Source organism: Streptomyces sp. NPDC030838 (assembly GCF_055572035.1).
Map to the genome: position 1 here is coordinate 30,462 of NZ_JBVIED010000021.1, position 13,283 is coordinate 43,744.

Genomic DNA, 13,283 nt, shown 5'->3' on the forward strand with positions numbered 1-13,283 from the left:
CGCTCTCCATTGCACTAGTGCATAATTGGCTTTGTGCTAGGAGAATATCCGATCAGCGGGCGGCGCGCAGCGGAGATTTCCGCGAGCGTCGAGGAGGCGGTGGCGGGCGGCGACCTGCGCCCCGGTCAACTGCTGCCGCCCATGCGGGAGTTGGCGGTACGGCTCGGGGTGAACCCGAACACCGTCGCGGCCGCGTATCGCGTCCTGCGCGAGCGCGGGGTCATCGAGACCGACGGCCGCCGGGGCAGCCGGGTGCGGGCCAAACCGGCCACCACCGGGCGCGAGTACATCCGGGTGGAGGTGCCGGAGGGTGTGCGCGACGTGGCCGCCGGCAACCCCGACCCGGCGCTGCTGCCACCCCTGGCGGCGGCCTTCGCGGCGGCCGCCGGGCAGAGCGACCGGCATCCGGTGCTGTACGGCGAGGCGGCGGTGGAGCCGGAGCTGGAGCGGATCGCCCGCGCCGACCTTGACGCCGACGGGGTGCCGGACGGGCCCGTGGCCGTCACCTCCGGCTCGCTGGACGCCATCGAACGGGTCCTCGCCGCCCATCTCAAGCCCGGTGACGCGGTCGCCGTCGAGGACCCCGGCTGGGGCAGCCTCCTCGACCTCGTACCGGCGCTCGGCCTGCGCACGGTCCCCGTCGGCGTGGACGACGACGGACCGCTCGCCGACGACGTCCGCGCCGCCCTCGCCGCCGGGGCCCGCGCGCTGGTCGTCACCGACCGGGCCCAGAACCCCACCGGAGCCGCCGTGACCGCCACGCGCGCGCGTGCCCTGCGGTCCGTGCTCCGGCAGCACCCTGAGACGCTGCTGATCGAGGACGACCACGGGTACCGGATCGTCGACCTGCCGCTGCACCCGCTGGCCGGCGCCACCCGGCACTGGGCCCTGGTCCGCTCGGTCGCCAAGGCCTACGGGCCCGACCTGCGGCTCGCCGTGCTCACCGGGGACGCCGTCACCGTCGACCGGGTGCGGGGCCGGCAGCGGCTCGGCCCCGGCTGGGTCAGCCGGATCACCCAGCGGGCGGTGGTCCGGCTGTGGAGCGACGGCGCGGTCGACGCGCGGGCGGTCGCGGCGGCCTACGGGCGGCGCCGGGACGCGCTCATCGGCGCGCTGGCGGACCGGGGCATCACGGCGCACGGGCGCAGCGGGATGAACGTGTGGATCCCGGTCCCCGACGAGACCGGAGCCGTCGCCCGGCTGCTGCACGCGGGCTGGGCCGTCGCCCCGGGCGCCCGCTTCCGGATGAGCGCGCCGCCCGGCATCCGGGTCACCGTCTCGGGCCTCACCGAGGCGGAGACGGACGCGCTGGCCGAGGCGATCGCGGCGGCGGTGGGGCCGGGGGCGGTACGGGGCTACGCGTGAGGCCCTATGGCCGTGTCCTGGACCGCACCTGCGTCAGCGCCGCCCCCACCAGCACGATCACCGCGCCGACCGGCGTCGACCAGGTCAGTGACTCGCCGAGGAGGGCGACGCCGGCGGCCGTGGCGATGACCGGGATGAAGTAGGTGACCATCTGGGCGGTGGTCGGGCCGATCTCGGCGACCAGGCCGTACTGGACCAGCACGGCGACCCCGGTGCCGAGCGCGCCCAGCGCGGCGACCGCCAGCAGGGGCCCGAGCGGGAAGCGGGTCGGCGCACTGGTGAACAGCGGGGTGACGATCGCCAGTTGAAGCGTGGCGAGCAGCAACTGGGCGCCGGTCAGGGACAGATGGGAGTCGGGCGAACCGGCGAGTGTGCGGCGGACGTAGATCCAGCCGACCGGGTAGCTGAGCGAGGCCAGCAGGGCCATCGCCGTGCCGCCCGCGTCCAGGCCGGCGAAGCCCTGCCAGGCGCCGAGCACCGTCAGGACGCCGAGGAAGCCGATGCCGAGCCCGGCGACCCGCAGCCGGGTCGGACGGTCCTCGGAGAGGGCCACCAGGGACAGGGCCATGCCCCACAGCGGCGAGGTCGCGTTGCAGATGCCGGCGAGCGTGGACGGGATGGTCAGCTCGGCGTAGGCGAAGAGGGAGAACGGCAGCGCGTTCAGCAGGAAGGCGGCGACCGTGAGGTGGGCCCAGGTGCGGGCGCCGCGCGGCAGCCGTTCCCGCTTCATCGCCATGGCCGCCGCCAGCACCGCCGTACCGAACACCAGCCGTCCGAGGGTGACCTGGAAGGGTGCGTAGCCCTCGGTGCCCACCTTGATGAGCAGGAAGCTGAAGCCCCAGATCAGTGACAGCACGGTGAAGCGGACGCGCCAGTCGACGGTGCGTCGGGGGCGGGGCGGGGCGGCGGACGGGGTGCGGGTGGAGGAGGCGACGGTGGTCATGGAGCCCACCCTGCTGGAGTCGATCTCGTAGCACAATCGAGAATTCGCACGCGATATCTCGTAGACCTGCTTAAGTGTCCGGCCGTAGCATCGCCGCATGCTGAACCTGGACCGACTGCGCACGCTCGACGCCCTCGCCCGGCACGGCTCGGTGAGCGGCGCCGCCGAGGGGCTGCACATCACGACCTCGGCCGTCTCCCAGCAACTGGCCAAGCTGGAGCGGGAGGTGGGGCAGCAGCTCCTCGCCAAGCACGGGCGGGGCGTCCGCCTCACCGACGCCGGCCGGCTGCTCGCCGAGCACGCGGCGCGGATCCTGTCGCAGGTGGCGCTCGCCCAGTCCGACCTGGAGGCGCAGCGCGGCCAGGTGGTCGGCGAGCTGCGGCTGTCGGCGTTCCCGACCGCCGCGCGCGGCCTGTTCCCCACCGCGCTCGCGGCCCTGCGCGCGGAGCATCCGGCGCTGCGGCTGCGCTCGTGCGAACTGGAACCCGAGTACGGGATCCGCGGCGTGATCCGCGGCGATCTCGACCTCGCGGTCGTCCTCGACTGGTACAACAAGCCGATGCCGCTGCCCGACGGCCTGGTCAAGGCGTCGATCCTGGACGACCCCGCGGACGTCGCCCTGCCGGTCGGCCATCCGCTGGCCGGACGGGACGAGGTGGACCTCGCGGAGTTCGCCGAGGACGAGTGGATCACCTGGGGCGAAGGCGAGTTCTGTCACGAGTGGCTGATGTTCACCCTGCGTTCCAAGGGCATCGAGCCGATCCTCGGCCACCGCGCCGCCGAGACGCACACGCAGCTGGGGCTGGTCGCCGCCGGGCTCGGGGTGTGCGTGGTGCCGCTGCTGGGCCGCCATCCGATGCCGCCCGGGGTCGTCACCGTCCCGCTGCGGCAGCGGGTGCGGCGCCATGTCTACGTCGTCTGGCGCGCGGACGCCGACCGCCGGCCGTCGATCCGCGCGGCGGTGCGGGCGCTGCGGGCGGCGGGGGAGTGGATCACCGGGCGGGCGGAGGCGCCTGCGGCGACGCCAGCTTCCGGAAGTCCCACGAGCTGATCGCGTCCGGCGTCAGCCGCAGCCAGGCGTGCCGGCCGTCGTGCGGGAGGGTGTCGAGGCCGAAGTACTTCCGCGCGAACAGCCGCTCCACGCGCTCGAGTTCCGGGTGCGGCTCGCCGGTGCGCGGTGTCTCGCCCACGACCTCGGCGGTCCCGGACAGCTCGGCGCCCCGCAGCTCGTCGTACTCCTGCCCGGCGTCGACCACCACGGAGAGGCGCGCGTCCCGGCGCAGATCGGCCCAGCGCCTGCTGCGGGTGATCGAGTACAGCCACAGCGAGGCGCCGTCCCAGGCAAACCAGAGGGGGCTCACATGCGGCGTGCCGTCGGCCGAGACGGTGGCGACGCGGCAGGTGCGTTCCGTGGCCAGGAACGCGTCCAGCTCGCCGGGCGTCATCATGATCTTCCGGCCCCGGCGCTGAGTGGCGGTCATGCGAGGTCCCCTCCGCAGGATGGCATCTGACGGTCAGTCAGCCAAGAATGGGGCGGCGCGCCGCCGAGGACAAGCGCGAGGACAGCAGGAGGAGGGCGAGGGCCATGCCACCGTACGAGGAGACCGTCGATCCGGCCACCACCGTACTGCTCACCGTCGAGTGCCAGCAGGGCGTCGTCGGGCCGGACGGCGCGCTGCCCGAACTCGCCCGGGCCGCCCGCGCCTCCGGCGCCCTCGCCAACATCGCCCGGCTGGTGGCCGCCGCGCACGACAGCGGCCTCCAGGTCGTCCACGCCGTCGCCGAGCGCCGCCCCGACGGCCGGGGCGCCAGCCGGAACGCCCGGCTGTTCCGCGCCGCCGAACGGCTGCCCGTCCGGCAGCTGGCCGGGACCGCCGCGGTGCGGGTGGCGGCCCCGATCGAGGTCACGGAGGAGGACTTCGTCGTACGGCGGCTGCACGGACTGTCGCCCATCCAGGGCACCGAGGTCGACGCCCTGCTGCGCAACCTCGGCTGCCGCACCCTGATCGTCACCGGCGTCTCCGCCAACGTCGCCATACCCAACGCCGTCTTCGACGCGGTGAACCGCGGCTACACGGCCGTCGTGCCGACGGACGCCCTCGCGGGGGTGCCCGCGGAGTACACCCGTGCGATGATCCGGCACACGCTCGCCCTGGTCGCCACGCTCACCACCACCGACGAGCTGCTGGGCCGCCTCAGGGCTCCGCGCCGCCGCTGACGCCCGGACTCACGCCAGCCTGATCTCGTCGCCCTCCACGGTGATCTCGGCGCCCGGCAGCGGCTTGGTCGCCGGGCCCTTCTTGACGCTGCCGTCGGTGGCCGAGAAGCGGCTGTCGTGGCAGGGGCAGATGATCAGCCCGTCCCGGACGTCCTTCACCGCGCAGCCCTGGTGGGTGCACTTCGACGAGAACGCCTTGAACTCGCCCGCCGTCGGCTGGGTGACCACCACGCCCTCGTCGGCGAAGACCTTGCCGCCGCCCTCCGGGATCTCGGAGGCCGCGCCGAGCACGGTGCCGGACGGGGCGCCGTCATCCGAACCGCACCCGGCCAGCGCGACGGCGAGGCCCGCCGCTCCGGCCGCCGCCATGACGGTACGACGGGCCGGGCCCGACCCGGGGTGAAGCGATTCCGTGGGCATCCTGGGGTTCCTTCCGCTGACTTCGTGTGCAGTCGGTCTGTGTCGTGACGTCCAGCAGTACGGCCGTCGAGCGGCTCCGGTTCAGCTGCCACGCGGTTCGTCACCCGATAGAGACCGGGCGCGGACCGGGGCCGCTCCGGCCGTGGCTCCGGGCCGCTTCGGGCCGTGGCCCGGCCGCCGTACCGAACGCCTCGGTCAGGCCCTGCCCGACGCCCCAGTAACCTGGGGCGATGCTCAAGGAAGTCATCGCGACCCGTTACATCACGCCGCTGCGTGAGGGCGGCTCGCTGCCGGGGCTCGTCGAGGCCGACGACTTCGGGACGTACGTCATCAAGTTCACCGGAGCGGGGCAGGGACGCAAGACCCTCGTGGCGGAAGTGGTCTGCGGGGAACTCGCCCGCCGCCTCGGCTTCCGGACGCCCCGACTGGTGACCGTCGACCTCGACCCGGACCTGGGGCTCGGCGAACCCGACCAGCAGGTGCAGGAGCTGCTGAAGTCCAGCGGCGGCACCAACCTCGGGATGGACTTCCTCTCCGGCGCGCTCGGCTTCGACCCGCTCGCCTTCCGGGTGAGCCCCGAGGAGGCCGGGCGGATCGTCTGGTTCGACGCGCTGGTGAACAACGTCGACCGCTCCTGGCGCAACCCCAATCTGCTGATGTGGCGGGGCGAGCTGTGGCTCATCGACCACGGCGCCACCATGATCTGGCAGCACAACTGGCCGTCCGCCGAGGCCTCCGCCGCCCGCCCGTACGACGCCTCCGACCACGCCCTGCGGTCCTTCGCGCCGGACGTCCGGGCCGCCGCCGCGGACCTCGCGCCGCGCGTCACCGAGGAACTGCTCGCCGAGGTCACCGCGGAGATCCCGGACGCCTGGCTGGCGGACGAGCCCGGCTTCGACTCGCCGGACGACCTGAGGAGGGCGTACGCCCGGCCGCTGCTCGCGCGCGCCGCCGTCGTCCACGACCGCATCAACGGCATCGAGGGGGCCAAGTGACCGAGCGCCACATCATCAGGGGCACCCGGCGCAGCGACCGGGACGTCTTCGAGTACGCGCTGCTGCGGGTCGTACCGCGGATCGAGCGCGGGGAGTGCATCAACGCGGGCGTGCTCGTCTACTGCCGGGCCAAGGCCTACGTCGGCGCCCGCACCCACCTCGACGAGGCACGGCTGCTGGCCCTGGACCCGCGGGCCGACGTGGCCGGCGTACGGGCCGCGCTGCGCGCCGTCGAAGGCGTCTGCGCCGGCGGTGCCGCGGCGGGGCAGGCGGCGGCCGACGACGCCGGGCGCCGCTTCCGCTGGCTGATCGCACCCCGCTCGACGGTGGTCCAGCCGGGCCCGGTCCACACCGGCCTGACCACCGACCCGGCGGCCGAGACGGAGCGGTTGCTGGACTTGCTGGTGCGGTGACCGTGCCTGCGGCGGGTTCGGCTCGCGGGGGCTGTGCCTGCGGCGGGTTCGGCCTCGCGGTGACCGTGTCTTTGGCCGGCCGGCTCCTGCGGCGACCGCGCCTGTGGCTGGTCCGGGCCTGCGAGGGCAGGTGCGTGGCCGGTCGGCGACCGTGCCTGTGGGTGGTCAGGGACTGTGGTGACGGCTCTGTGGCCGGGCGACTCGTGTGGTGACCGTGCCTGTGGCGGGTCCGCTGGTGCGGCGCGGGTGCCTGTGGCTGCCACGGGCTTGCGGTGGCGGCTCGGTGACCGGTTGGCTCGCGTGGTGATGTGCCTGTGGCTCGTCCAGGCCTGCGGTGACGGCTCTGTGGCCGACCGGCTCCTGCGGCGACCGCGCCCGTGGCTGGTCCCAGCCCGCGGTGGCAGCTATGTGGCGGGTCCGCTGGTGCGGCGACGGTGCCTGCGGCTGCCCCGGGGCGGGGGGCTCTGTGGCCGGTCGGCTCGCGTGGTGATGTGCCTGTGGCTGGACCGAGCCCCGGTGACAGTCCTGTGGCGGGTCGGCTCGTTCGGCGACCGTGCCTGAGGCTGCTCCGGACCTGCCGTGACAGCCTGTGGCCCGTTGGCTCCTGCGGTGGCCGTGCCTGTGGCCGGTCGGTTCCCGCCCCGGCCGCTGCCGTGGCCCGTCAGCGTCTGCGGCGTCGGACCACGTAGCCGGTGGTGAGGGCGGCGGCCGCGACGAAGGTCGCGCCGATGGCCAGGTCCCAGGTGCCCGGACCGGCGTCCGTGGCGCCGCCCAGGCCGCCCCGTACGCCACGCGTCGGGCCGGCGGTGGCCGTGGTGGCCGGGGCTGCGATGGTGGGGGCGGCCGTCGGGGCCGCGACGGTGGGGACCGCGGGGACGGCGGGGGTCGCGGGTGGTCTGGGGCGGCTCGTGGACGAGATGACGCCGTCGCGGGCGGGCAGCACCTCGCAGGCGATGCCGTCGTCCGGCCCCTGGTCCTCGTCGAGGCGGTGCGGATCGCTCGGGTCCGCGTTGAAGATGGCCTGCGCGTCCTCCTGGTGGCTGAAGTGGGTGCAGTCGAGATCGTGCTCTGCGTGAGCGGGGGCCGCCAACGGCACTATCGCGACGATCGCGAACAGCGTGCCGGCGGCACCGGTGCGACGGCGCATGGAGCGCCTCCTTTCCGGCCACGAATGGCTCGCACCTCGACGCTAGGCGCCGCGTCACCCGGCGGCGCGCAGCACTAGGCCGATCGGATGGCGGGGCGTTCGAGCAATCGATCCCCCGCGTTCGGGTAATCGATCACACGCACACGATCGGGCGTTGACACCGCGTGCCAGGGCTTCTAGCGTCACGTCTGCTGAAGGTACTAAGCGGTCGCTCACCGGATGGGCGTACCGCATGAGCCGCATCCCAAGGGCGAGGAGAAGCAGCAATGTCCACCACTGAGCAGCGGGTCGCGGTCGTCACCGGCGCCGCGCGCGGTATCGGCGCCGCCACCGCCGTACGACTGGCGGCAGAGGGCCGCGCGGTCGCCGTGATCGACCTCGACGAGGCCGCCTGCAAGGACACCGTGGAGAAGATCACCGCGGCCGGCGGCAAGGCCCTCGCGGTCGGCTGCGACGTCTCGGACGAGGCGCAGGTCGAGGCGGCCGTCGCGCGGATCGCCGAGGAACTGGGCGCGCCGACCATCCTCGTCAACAACGCGGGCGTGCTCCGCGACAACCTGCTGTTCAAGATGAGCGTGTCCGAGTGGGACACCGTCATGAACGTGCACCTGCGCGGCGCCTTCCTGATGTCGAAGGCCTGCCAAAAGCACATGGTGGACGCCGGCTTCGGACGGATCGTCAACCTCTCCTCGTCCTCCGCCCTGGGCAACCGCGGCCAGGCCAACTACTCGGCCGCCAAGGCCGGTCTGCAGGGCTTCACCAAGACCCTCGCCAAGGAACTCGGCAAGTTCGGCATCACCGCCAACGCCGTCGCCCCCGGCTTCATCGCCACCGACATGACCGCCGCCACCGCCGAGCGCGTCGGCATGGGCTTCGAGGAGTTCAAGGCCGCCGCCGCCTCGATGATCCCCGTGCAGCGCGTGGGCGAGCCGGACGACATCGCCAACGCCATCGCCTTCTTCACCGGCGAGGCGGCCGGATTCGTCTCCGGCCAGGTGCTGTACGTCGCCGGCGGACCGCTCGACTAGGGATCACATCACCATGACTGAACTCTCGGGCAAGGTCGCGCTCGTCACGGGCGCCAGCCGCGGCATCGGCTACGGCGTCGCCGAGGCGCTGGTCGCCCGCGGCGACCGGGTCTGCATCACCGGCCGCAACGAGGACGCCCTCAAGGAGGCCGTCGAGAAGCTCGGCGCCGACCGGGTCATCGGCGTGGCCGGCAAGGCCCACGACGAGGCCCACCAGGCGCTCGCCGTCGAGCGCACCATGGAGGCCTTCGGCCGGGTCGACTACCTGGTCAACAACGCCGGCACCAACCCGGTGTACAGCCCGATCGCCGACCTCGACCTGAACGTGGCGCGCAAGGTCTTCGAGACCAATGTGATCTCGGCGCTCGGCTTCGCCCAGCGCACCTGGCACGCCTGGCAGAAGGACAACGGCGGCGCGATCGTCAACATCGCCTCCGTCGCGGGCCTCGCGCCCTCGCCCTTCATCGGCGCGTACGGCGTCAGCAAGGCCGCGATGATCAACCTGACCGTGCAGCTTGCGCACGAGTTCGCGCCCAAGGTGCGGGTCAACGCGATCGCCCCGGCCGTGGTCAAGACCAAGTTCGCCCAGGCCCTGTACGAGGGCCGCGAGGAGGAGGCGGCCGCGGCCTACCCGCTGAAGCGGCTCGGCGTGCCGTCCGACATCGGCGGCGCCGCCGCGTTCCTCACCTCGGAGCAGGCCGACTGGGTCACCGGCCAGACGCTGGTCGTGGACGGTGGCATCTTCCTGAACGCGGGCGTCGCCTGACGCGTTCGATCACCCCACGGGCGCCGCGTTCCGTTCTCCGCCGATATCGTTTCGTGCCCCGCACGTGACGCGATCGGTGTTGACGGAAACGGCGCCCGTGTCGACGTATTGGGGGTGCGCGCAGACTGGCAACGTCGTCATGGGAAAGGTGATCAACTACCTTCCCCAAGGACGGTCCACGCGGCGTGTTGCTGCGGTAGTGTCTGCCGACATTTGGTATGGCAGATCGAGGAGCGTGCGCGTGTTCAACCGGAACCGATGCCTGCGGCAAGTGGCGGCGATCGCTTCCATATCCCTGGTGACCGGCTGCGGCCTGTTCTCCGACAGCGGGGAGGCCGACGACGGCCCGATCGTCGTCGGGACCACCAGCGCGCCCACCACCCTGGACCCCGCCGCGTCCTGGGACGGCTCCTGGGAGCTGTTCCGGAACGTCTACCAGACGCTGCTCAGCTACCCCAACGGCTCGACCACGCCGCAGCCCGACGCCGCGAAGAGCTGCGAGTTCACCGACACCTCCAACAAGGTCTACCGGTGCGAGCTGCGCGAGGGGCTGAAGTTCTCCGACGGCAGCGCGCTCGACGCCGAGGCCGTCAAGCACTCGATCGACCGGATCCTGAACATCAAGGCGCCCACCGGGCCCGCGGGGCTGCTGGGCAGCCTCAGCCGGGTGCAGGTGCGCGGTGAGCGCGAGGTCGTCTTCCACCTGAAGACCTCCGACGCCACCTTCCCGTTCGTGCTCGCCACCCCGGCGATGTCGATCGTCGCCCCCGGCAGCTACCCGGCCGACGCGCTGCGCGAGGGCGACGAGATCACGGGCTCCGGCCCCTACAAGCTCCAGTCGTACCAGGAGAACGAGCGCGCCGAGCTCGTCCGCAACGACCACTACGAGGGCTACGCCGAGCGCCGCAACGACGCGGTCACCATCCGCTACTTCCAGGACTCCGGCACCATGGTGAAGGCCCTGGAGGACCAGGAGATCGACCTCACCTACCGCGGTCTGGCCGCCGACGACATCGTCGACCTGCAGACCAAGGACGCCGACCAGACGCTCCAGCTCGTCGAGGGCTCCGGCATCGACATCAGCTACCTGGTGTTCAACCCGAGCGACCCGTGGGCCGGGAAGGCCGCCGTGCGCAAGGCGATCGCGCAGATCGTGGACCGGCCGACCATCGCCCACAAGATCTACAAGGACACCGTGGACCCGCTGTACTCCATGGTCCCCAACGGCATCAACGGCCACACCACCGGCTTCTTCGACGACTACGGCGACCCCGACGCCGACAAGGCCCGCGCGATCCTGACCGAGGCGGGCATCACCGAGCCGGTCCCGCTCACCTTCTGGTACACGAGCGACCGCTACGGCTCCGAGACCGCGGTCCTCTTCCAGGAGCTGAAGCGGCAGCTGGAGGCGTCCGGCCTGTTCGAGATCACCCTGAAGAGCCGGCCCTGGAAGACGTACGTCCAGGGCTACCAGAAGGGCGAGTACCCGGTGTTCGGGCGCGGCTGGTTCCCGGACTTCCCGGACGCGGACAACTACATCGCGCCGTTCGTCGGCAAGGAGAACGCCCTCGGTACGCCCTACTCGGCGCCCGAGATCACCGGCGACCTGCTGCCCCGCTCCCGGCGCGAGAGCGACCGCGCGCAGGTGGAGCGCGAGTTCGAGGAGGCCCAGCAGATCCTCGTCAACGACGCGCGGCTGCTGCCGCTGTGGCAGGGCAAGCAGTACATCGCGGCGAGCGAGGAGATCTCCGGCGGCGAGCGCGCCCTCGACCCGTCGACGATCATGATGATGTGGGAGCTGGACCGGAAGACCAGCTGGTGAGGCGGCCCGCGGAGGGCGTTGTCAGTGGTCGCCTGTAGGTTCTGAGTCCGACAGATCCGTAAGCGACCGCACACCGTAAGGAAGTTGACGTGACCGACATCGCCATGCTGCCCGAGTCCTGGCGCGGGGTCCTGGGCGACGAACTCCAGAAGCCCTACTTCAAGGAGCTGACCGAGTTCGTGGAGGAGGAGCGGGCGAAGGGTCCCGTCTATCCGCCGCGGGAGGAGGTCTTCGCCGCGCTCGACGCGACGCCGTACGAGCAGGTGAAGGTGCTGATCCTCGGCCAGGACCCGTATCACGGCGAGGGCCAGGGCCACGGCCTGTGCTTCTCGGTCCGTACCGGGGTGAAGACCCCGCCGTCGCTGCGCAACATCTACAAGGAGATGCAGGAGGAGCTGGGCCTGCCGGTCCCGGACAACGGCTACCTCATGCCGTGGGCCCGGCAGGGCGTCCTGCTCCTCAACGCGGTCCTGACCGTCCGCGCGGGCGAGGCCAACTCGCACAAGGGCAAGGGCTGGGAGAAGTTCACCGACGCGGTGATCCGCGCGGTGGCCGAGCGCCCCGACCCGGCGGTCTTCGTCCTGTGGGGGAACTACGCCCAGAAGAAGCTCCCCCTGATCGACGAGACCCGCCACGTCGTGGTCAAGGGCGCCCACCCCTCCCCCCTCTCCGCCAAGAAGTTCTTCGGCTCCCGCCCCTTCACCCAGATCAACGAGGCCATCGCCCAGCAGGGCCACGAGCCGATCGACTGGCGCATCCCGAACCTGGCCTGACGACCCGCGCCGGCTCCGTCCCCCACACCGGGACGGGGCCGGCCCGGTGTCTCACCCCTCTCCCGCGACCGGTCCGCGTCGCGTGATCCGCCGTCCCACCGTCCCGCCGTACCTCCCGACTTCCCGCCGCGCGGAGCCGCCTCGGACGGATCGGGAGTGGTGGCCGTTAGCGTCAGGGGGGTCGGGATCCATGGTGAGTGGGCGGAGGGTGTGGTGGTGGAGCGGCAGGGGCAGGCGGCGACGGGCGGGGTGATGGGGCGGATCGGGCAGGTCGTGATGTTGCATCACGCGGGGGACCGTGAAGAGGCCCGGCAGAGGTTCCTGCAGCTCTGGGCGGAGATCGGAGAGGACGGGGATCCGCTGCACCGGTGCACGCTGGCGCACTACCTGGCCGATACGCAGGACGATCCGTCGGACGAACTGGCCTGGGATCTGCGGGCCCTGACGGCGGCGGAGGAGCTGAGCGACGACCGGCTCGCCGTGCGTGAGGGAACCCTCGCCGTGCGGGCCCTCTACCCCTCCCTCCACCTCAACCTGGCCGCCGACTACGTCAAGCTCGGCCGCTCCGACGCCGCCCGCGTCCATCTGCGCCGGGCCCGCAGCGCGGCCGACGCGCTCGCGGACGACAGTTACGGCGACGGGGTGCGCGCGGCGATCCGCCGGCTGGAGCTGACCTTGCGGGACGGGGGGCCCGAGGGGGAGTCCCGGGGCGACGGGAGCTGGGGGCCGCCGCCGCAGCACCGGCCCTGAGGCCGGGACACTCCCGGATCAGCGGCCGTACGTGTCGTCGCAGATCCTCGCTTCGGGGCTGCCGGCGCGCCAGCCGCCGTACTTCCTGCCGAGGGCGCAGACGTCCGCCGATCCCTGCGGGACGTTCTGCGCGACGTCCGCGCGGACGGACTCCGAGACGTCGGGGACGTGCGTCCGGGGCGGCTTCGGACGCCGGGGTTCCTGCTGCTTCGGGCGCTGGGGCTCGGGGCGGGACCGGGTGGCGGGTGAGGCGGGCTCGGTGGCGGGTGCGGCTGCGGCGGTGGTCGGGGGCTGCGGCTCCGGCGCGGAGTGTTCCGGCTGCCGTGAGGGCCCGACGAGTTCCAGGGCTTCGAGGGCCGGCGCCTGCACGACCTGGGGTTCGGCCCGCCCGCTGGGACGCGGCGCCGGCGGTGGGGACGGCTGAGGGGACGGCGCGGCCGACGGCCCGGGCGCGGGCGGGCGCGGGACCGCCGTACAGCCGGAGAGGGCCGCGACAGCCACGGTGACCAGGAGGGTTGCGGTCGTCGTCGTTCGATGCACCCGCGCAACAATGCTGGCTCAGGCTTCCCGCGGGCACGGCGGACAAGCGGACGTTACGCCGTACGGGTGATGTCCATCCCCGTACGGGGTGAGTGCGCCACGC

At 72.7% G+C, this 13,283-nt stretch carries 15 protein-coding genes; 10 read left to right on the forward strand and 5 right to left on the reverse strand.

What is annotated here, in order from left to right:
* Positions 1 to 33: 33 nt before the first annotated feature.
* Positions 34 to 1,365 (forward strand): aminotransferase class I/II-fold pyridoxal phosphate-dependent enzyme, encoded by a 1,332-nt coding sequence (locus tag ACZ42A_RS37145; RefSeq protein WP_468531775.1) that lies wholly within the window; start codon positions 34 to 36, stop codon positions 1,363 to 1,365.
* A gap of 4 nt (positions 1,366 to 1,369) precedes the next feature.
* Here the strand turns inward: ACZ42A_RS37145 and ACZ42A_RS37150 are convergent, their stop codons facing one another.
* On the reverse strand, positions 1,370 to 2,308 hold the full coding sequence (locus tag ACZ42A_RS37150; protein ID WP_468531776.1) for a DMT family transporter: 939 nt from the start codon (positions 2,306 to 2,308) through the stop codon (positions 1,370 to 1,372).
* 97 nt (positions 2,309 to 2,405) lie between these two features.
* Here ACZ42A_RS37150 and ACZ42A_RS37155 point away from each other — a divergent pair, with 97 nt between their 5' ends.
* Positions 2,406 to 3,359 (forward strand): LysR family transcriptional regulator, encoded by a 954-nt coding sequence (locus ACZ42A_RS37155; RefSeq protein WP_468531777.1) that lies wholly within the window; start codon positions 2,406 to 2,408, stop codon positions 3,357 to 3,359.
* Here the strand turns inward: ACZ42A_RS37155 and ACZ42A_RS37160 are convergent.
* Positions 3,301 to 3,789 carry a pyridoxamine 5'-phosphate oxidase family protein gene (locus ACZ42A_RS37160; RefSeq protein ID WP_468531778.1) on the reverse strand — a complete coding sequence of 163 codons (489 nt, stop codon included), beginning with the start codon at positions 3,787 to 3,789 and terminating at the stop codon, positions 3,301 to 3,303. The genes ACZ42A_RS37155 and ACZ42A_RS37160 overlap by 59 nt on opposite strands.
* 104 nt (positions 3,790 to 3,893) lie before the next feature.
* Between ACZ42A_RS37160 and ACZ42A_RS37165 the strand changes: the two genes are divergently transcribed.
* Entirely contained in the window at positions 3,894 to 4,526 is a 633-nt protein-coding gene (locus ACZ42A_RS37165; RefSeq protein ID WP_468531779.1) for a cysteine hydrolase family protein, read from the forward strand.
* A gap of 9 nt (positions 4,527 to 4,535) precedes the next feature.
* Here ACZ42A_RS37165 and ACZ42A_RS37170 read toward each other — a convergent pair whose 3' ends face one another.
* On the reverse strand, positions 4,536 to 4,946 hold the full coding sequence (locus tag ACZ42A_RS37170) for a Rieske (2Fe-2S) protein (protein WP_468531780.1): 411 nt from the start codon (positions 4,944 to 4,946) through the stop codon (positions 4,536 to 4,538).
* 230 nt (positions 4,947 to 5,176) lie between these two features.
* Between ACZ42A_RS37170 and ACZ42A_RS37175 the strand changes: the two genes are divergently transcribed.
* Together ACZ42A_RS37175 and ACZ42A_RS37180 are read left to right on the forward strand one after the other, a co-directional pair.
* The gene (locus ACZ42A_RS37175) at positions 5,177 to 5,941 is read left to right on the forward strand and encodes a HipA family kinase (RefSeq protein WP_468531781.1); all 765 of its coding nucleotides are present in this window, start codon (positions 5,177 to 5,179) and stop codon (positions 5,939 to 5,941) included.
* The gene (locus ACZ42A_RS37180) at positions 5,938 to 6,354 is read left to right on the forward strand and encodes a DUF3037 domain-containing protein (RefSeq protein WP_468531782.1); all 417 of its coding nucleotides are present in this window, start codon (positions 5,938 to 5,940) and stop codon (positions 6,352 to 6,354) included. The genes ACZ42A_RS37175 and ACZ42A_RS37180 overlap by 4 nt, the downstream gene beginning before the upstream one ends.
* A gap of 661 nt (positions 6,355 to 7,015) precedes the next feature.
* On the opposite strand, the gene ACZ42A_RS37185 is transcribed toward ACZ42A_RS37180, so the two are convergent.
* Positions 7,016 to 7,501, reverse strand: coding sequence for an excalibur calcium-binding protein (locus ACZ42A_RS37185; protein WP_468531783.1), 486 nt, complete (start codon positions 7,499 to 7,501; stop codon positions 7,016 to 7,018).
* A gap of 266 nt (positions 7,502 to 7,767) precedes the next feature.
* Between ACZ42A_RS37185 and fabG the strand changes: the two genes are divergently transcribed.
* The 5 genes from fabG to ACZ42A_RS37210 all read left to right on the forward strand — a co-directional run bounded on the left by fabG (position 7,768) and on the right by ACZ42A_RS37210 (position 12,640).
* Positions 7,768 to 8,529 (forward strand): 3-oxoacyl-ACP reductase FabG, encoded by a 762-nt coding sequence (fabG, locus tag ACZ42A_RS37190; RefSeq protein WP_468531784.1) that lies wholly within the window; start codon positions 7,768 to 7,770, stop codon positions 8,527 to 8,529.
* A gap of 13 nt (positions 8,530 to 8,542) precedes the next feature.
* Positions 8,543 to 9,295 carry an SDR family oxidoreductase gene (locus ACZ42A_RS37195; protein ID WP_468531785.1) on the forward strand — a complete coding sequence of 251 codons (753 nt, stop codon included), beginning with the start codon at positions 8,543 to 8,545 and terminating at the stop codon, positions 9,293 to 9,295.
* Positions 9,296 to 9,536: 241 nt separating this feature from the next.
* Positions 9,537 to 11,117, forward strand: coding sequence for an ABC transporter substrate-binding protein (locus ACZ42A_RS37200; RefSeq protein ID WP_468531786.1), 1,581 nt, complete (start codon positions 9,537 to 9,539; stop codon positions 11,115 to 11,117).
* Positions 11,118 to 11,206: 89 nt separating this feature from the next.
* Positions 11,207 to 11,890 (forward strand): uracil-DNA glycosylase, encoded by a 684-nt coding sequence (locus ACZ42A_RS37205; protein ID WP_468531787.1) that lies wholly within the window; start codon positions 11,207 to 11,209, stop codon positions 11,888 to 11,890.
* 213 nt (positions 11,891 to 12,103) lie between these two features.
* Complete coding sequence (locus ACZ42A_RS37210) at positions 12,104 to 12,640, forward strand: hypothetical protein (protein ID WP_468531788.1); 537 nt, start codon at positions 12,104 to 12,106, stop codon at positions 12,638 to 12,640.
* Positions 12,641 to 12,658: 18 nt separating this feature from the next.
* Here ACZ42A_RS37210 and ACZ42A_RS37215 read toward each other — a convergent pair whose 3' ends face one another.
* Positions 12,659 to 13,141 carry a hypothetical protein gene (locus ACZ42A_RS37215; RefSeq protein WP_468531789.1) on the reverse strand — a complete coding sequence of 161 codons (483 nt, stop codon included), beginning with the start codon at positions 13,139 to 13,141 and terminating at the stop codon, positions 12,659 to 12,661.
* Positions 13,142 to 13,283: the final 142 nt, after the last annotated feature.

What these genes read in the sequence shown, in the direction of transcription:
- ACZ42A_RS37150 (WP_468531776.1), bottom strand. Translation starts at nt 2,308, where the DNA reads ATGACCACCGTCGCCTCCTCCACCCGCACCCCGTCCGCCGCCCCGCCC.
- ACZ42A_RS37155 (WP_468531777.1), top strand. Translation starts at nt 2,406, where the DNA reads ATGCTGAACCTGGACCGACTGCGCACGCTCGACGCCCTCGCCCGGCAC.
- ACZ42A_RS37160 (WP_468531778.1), bottom strand. Translation starts at nt 3,789, where the DNA reads ATGACCGCCACTCAGCGCCGGGGCCGGAAGATCATGATGACGCCCGGC.
- ACZ42A_RS37165 (WP_468531779.1), top strand. Translation starts at nt 3,894, where the DNA reads ATGCCACCGTACGAGGAGACCGTCGATCCGGCCACCACCGTACTGCTC.
- ACZ42A_RS37170 (WP_468531780.1), bottom strand. Translation starts at nt 4,946, where the DNA reads ATGCCCACGGAATCGCTTCACCCCGGGTCGGGCCCGGCCCGTCGTACC.
- ACZ42A_RS37175 (WP_468531781.1), top strand. Translation starts at nt 5,177, where the DNA reads ATGCTCAAGGAAGTCATCGCGACCCGTTACATCACGCCGCTGCGTGAG.
- ACZ42A_RS37185 (WP_468531783.1), bottom strand. Translation starts at nt 7,501, where the DNA reads ATGCGCCGTCGCACCGGTGCCGCCGGCACGCTGTTCGCGATCGTCGCG.
- fabG (WP_468531784.1), top strand. Translation starts at nt 7,768, where the DNA reads ATGTCCACCACTGAGCAGCGGGTCGCGGTCGTCACCGGCGCCGCGCGC.
- ACZ42A_RS37195 (WP_468531785.1), top strand. Translation starts at nt 8,543, where the DNA reads ATGACTGAACTCTCGGGCAAGGTCGCGCTCGTCACGGGCGCCAGCCGC.